General features: G+C 70.6%; 4 protein-coding genes. 3 read left to right on the top strand and 1 reads right to left on the bottom strand.

Going from position 1 to position 3,766, the window contains the following annotated elements; all coding sequences use genetic code 11:
* Together ACWGI6_RS38085 and ACWGI6_RS38080 are read left to right on the top strand one after the other, a co-directional pair.
* Positions 1-207 (top strand): adenosylhomocysteinase (locus tag ACWGI6_RS38085; RefSeq protein WP_453271759.1); only part of this gene is annotated, 207 nt, incomplete at its 5' end.
* A 173-nt stretch (positions 208-380) separates the two neighbouring features.
* On the top strand, positions 381-995 hold the full coding sequence (locus tag ACWGI6_RS38080) for a hypothetical protein (RefSeq protein ID WP_453271758.1): 615 nt from the start codon (positions 381-383) through the stop codon (positions 993-995).
* Positions 996-1,177: 182 nt separating this feature from the next.
* On the opposite strand, the gene ACWGI6_RS38075 is transcribed toward ACWGI6_RS38080, so the two are convergent.
* Complete coding sequence (locus ACWGI6_RS38075; protein WP_453271757.1) at positions 1,178-2,299, bottom strand: RDD family protein; 1,122 nt, start codon at positions 2,297-2,299, stop codon at positions 1,178-1,180.
* Between the two features lie 113 nt (positions 2,300-2,412).
* Between ACWGI6_RS38075 and ACWGI6_RS38070 the strand changes: the two genes are divergently transcribed.
* Positions 2,413-3,420, top strand: coding sequence for a stage II sporulation protein M (locus tag ACWGI6_RS38070; protein WP_453271756.1), 1,008 nt, complete (start codon positions 2,413-2,415; stop codon positions 3,418-3,420).
* Positions 3,421-3,766 lie beyond the last annotated feature (346 nt).

Raw genomic sequence — 3,766 nt, 5'->3', positions numbered from 1 at the left:
CAGACGCTGGCCCAGATCGAGCTGTTCACCAAGCCGCAGGAGTACCCCACCGACGTCTACGTGCTGCCCAAGCACCTGGACGAGAAGGTGGCCCGTCTCCACCTCGACGCACTGGGCGTCAAGCTCACCGAGCTGCGTCCCGAGCAGGCCGCCTACATCGGCGTCCAGATCGAGGGCCCGTACAAGCCCGACCACTACCGCTACTGATCCAGCGGGCGATCACCAACCGCTCGGCCCCGCCGGCCGGTTGGTGTTCCCCACAGCAGCCGGTGATTCCAGGCCCTCGCCCCTCACGGCGGGGGCCTGGCCCATAACGACCCCGCACAGACCCGCCGACCCCGACTCACCGGCACATCGCCGCCCGAAGGACCTGACCCCCTATGCCCCGCGGCCACTACTCCCTCCACGACCCGCACGATCACACCCCCCTGGGTGAAGAGCACTTCCACTGCGCCACCGGCCCCTCCGGCTGGCGCTATGTCTCCCAGATCGTCAACCCTTCCGGCGACCACATCGGCTCCGTCGACCTCACCCTCGACGAGCTCGGCCGCCCCATCCGCCTCGAACTCCACGCCTCCGCCTGGCAGGTCCGCGGCGCCGCCCTGGAGGGCGTCACCTGGGTACGCACCGATCCGACCGGTGAACACGCCACCGAAGGCAACGTCCCCGCCCATGCCTTCACCGGCGCGTCCCCCGCATTTCTCATCGCCACCGCGCGCCTCCTGCGCCCCGCCCTCGGTGCCGGCGCCGTCCGCACCCGTCTCGTCGCCTTCACACCCCCCGTCCTCGCCCCCCGCACGCTCGACCAGTCCTGGGCCCTGGTGAAAAGCACACCACACGCCACTGACAACGCCCCCCTCATCGCCGACGAATACCAGGTCAACGACCTGGAAACCGGCGAACAGCACGCCATCCACATCGCTGGCGACGTGGTCCTCTCCGCCCCCGGCATCGAACTCGAATCCCTCGAATCCCCACCGTCGACGTTCCCCTGACCCGCCCGTTCCGCCGGCCTCGCCCCTCACCGGTCACAGCACGACCCGGCACAGCACGCCAGAGCCGGCGCGGAACACGCCACGCACCGAGCGCCGAAGCGCCAGGCCCCGAGCGGCACCAGCCCCCGGGCACCCGACGACCCCACCGGCCGGCTCCCGCACCCCACCTCACACCGGTGGGCTCACACCGGCGGCGCGAACCCCGTACGCGGCGGCCTTCCTCCTTCGCGGCCCGCCTCCTCGCCCCCACGGCCGTCCCGCCCCGGCACCCCGAGCGACCCGACACCGTCATGACGCGTCAGCTCAGCCTGGGCCCCAGCTCCACCACCGGCCCCAAAAGCCCCCGCCTCACCCCCGGGCGGCGCCCAGACCCCCATCGACGCCGGCGACACCACACCCCCTGCCGTCCCCGGGCCCTCCGCCATCCCCGACGACGCGGCATCTCCCGCCACCCCCACGGGCTGAACCGACCCCGCCGGCCCACCACGCCAAGACTCCCCACCACCGGCAACCCCCGGCGCCCCGACGGCCGACGACGTCCCGGCAGCCGCCGACACCCCGAACACCCGCTGCGATTCCCGTGCCTGCCGTTCCCCGACCACCGCCGCCAGATACGCCGCCGGATGCACCCCCGCAGGCCCCGGCACCCCGGTGAACCCCCGCAGGTCCTCCGCCAGCCGCCCCGCCATCACTCCGCCGACCTGCGGATCGAGCTGCCCCATCCGCGTCAGGTACTGCCGCACCGTCAGCCACCACCCATCGGGCACCCGCGACAGATCCAGCGCTCCGACCTCCGCCACCAGCCACGGAGGCGGTGGCGGCAGCGCCACCCCCGCCTCCGCCACCGGCAGCCGCTCCCGTATGACCAACGTCCCCGCGAACACATCCCCCACCCGACGCCCCCGCGCCGACAGCAAGGAGGCGATCGCCGCCACCACTCCCATCGTCATCACGATCTCGATGGCCCCCATCGCCCCGCGCACCAACGCGTGCCGGAACCGGATCGGCCCGCCGTCCTCCCGTACGACCCGCAGCCCGCAGACCAGCTTCCCCAGCGACCGGCCATTGCTCAGCGTCTCGATGACGATGGGTATCCCGACCTGCACCAGCACGAACGTCGCCACCGATACGGCCGCCAACGCCGCACTGTCCATCGACGATGTCGCGCTCAACAGCAGCAGCGATACACCGAGGTAGACCGCCCAGGCCACAGCCACATCGACGGCCACCGCCAGCCCCCGGCTCGGCAGCCTGGCCGGCCGCAGCCCCAGCACCACCGCTTCACCCGTTACGAGCTCACTCACGCCGCGCCCCACTCCCTCTCGATCCCCGAAATCCCGCCCACCCCACGCCGGACAGGGCCAGTCTGCCAAGCTGATCCGGCACCCACCCACGGCGCCGCGAGGAGCGACACCAGATGGACCTCGATGTCTTCGTCACGGCCCACGGCGCCGAATGGGACCGCCTCGACACTCTGCTCCACCGCAAGCGCCGCCTCACCGGAGCCGAGGCCGACGAACTGGTCGCCCTCTACCAACGCACCACCACCCACCTCTCCCTCCTCCTCTCCAGCGCCCCGGACCCCGTGCTGACCAGCCGCCTGACCTCTCTTGTGGCCCGCGCCCGCAGCACGGTCACCGGCGCCCGCAAGGCCTCCTGGCGCGACGCCGCCCACTTCTTCACCACGGCTTTCCCCGCAGCGGTCTACCGCCTGCGCCACTGGTGGATCCCGACCGCGATCCTCTCCACCGCGGTCGCCGCCCTCATCGGCTGGTGGATAGCCGCACACCCCGAGGTCCAGGCGGCGATCGGCGCCCAGGAGGACCTACGCAACATGACCCGCCCCGGCGGCCAGTACGAGACGTACTACTCCAGCCACCCCGCCGCATCCTTCGCCGCCCAGGTATGGACGAACAACGCCCAGGCCGTCGCCCTGTGCCTGGTCCTGGGAGCCTTCGCCGGCCTCCCCGTCCTGTGGATCCTCTTCCAGAACATGCTCAACCTGGGCGTCGGCATCGGCCTGATGTCCTCGGCCGGCCGCCTCGACACCTTCCTCGGACTGATCCTTCCGCACGGCCTCCTCGAACTGACCGCCGTCTTCATCGCGGCCGGCATCGGCCTCCGCCTGGGCTGGACCCTTATCGACCCGGGCCCGCGCACCCGCCGGACCGCCCTGGCCGAAGAGGGCCGCTCCGCCCTCGGCGTCGCCATCGGACTCGCCGCGGTGCTCTTCATATCCGGCGTACTCGAAGGCTTCGTCACCCCTTCCGGCCTGCCCACATGGGCCCGCATAGGCATCGGCATTGCCGCCGAACTGGCTTTCCTCCTGTACGTCCATGTCCTGGGCGGCCGCGCCGTACGCGCCGGATCCACCGGCGACATCGACCTCACCGACCGCGAAGCCACCGTCCCGACCGCCGCGTGATGTGCATCGAGCCCTGCTGACCTGCTAATCTCCTCTTCGCCCCAGGAGCCCGTTGACACGAGCATCTGGGGGAGGTAGATTCGAACGGTTGCAACGAACTGGACAAGTTCATCCGCGACGGGTAGTCTCTTCTCCGCTTCGGCCGGAATTTCAATTCGGCGAAGCGCAACCGACCACTTACCGGAAGCCCCGGCCGATCAATTCGGCCGAATCCCTTCTGATAAAGTCGGAAAAGCCAAAAGGCGCCCTCCCCGACGGGGAATCGGAAACGAATTCGGACCGGCAACGGAACGAAATAGGATCTGATAGAGTCGGAAAGGCCGGAAAGCGAAAGCCGAACGGCCGA

This window comes from Streptomyces sp. NPDC054786, assembly GCF_053611685.1.
Note: the sequence above shows the minus strand (reverse complement) of the source record. Positions and strands in the feature narration are given on the sequence as shown.

Coding starts and splice junctions, on each gene's coding strand:
- ACWGI6_RS38080 (WP_453271758.1), top strand. CDS start 381: ATGCCCCGCGGCCACTACTCCCTCCACGACCCGCACGATCACACCCCC.
- ACWGI6_RS38070 (WP_453271756.1), top strand. CDS start 2,413: ATGGACCTCGATGTCTTCGTCACGGCCCACGGCGCCGAATGGGACCGC.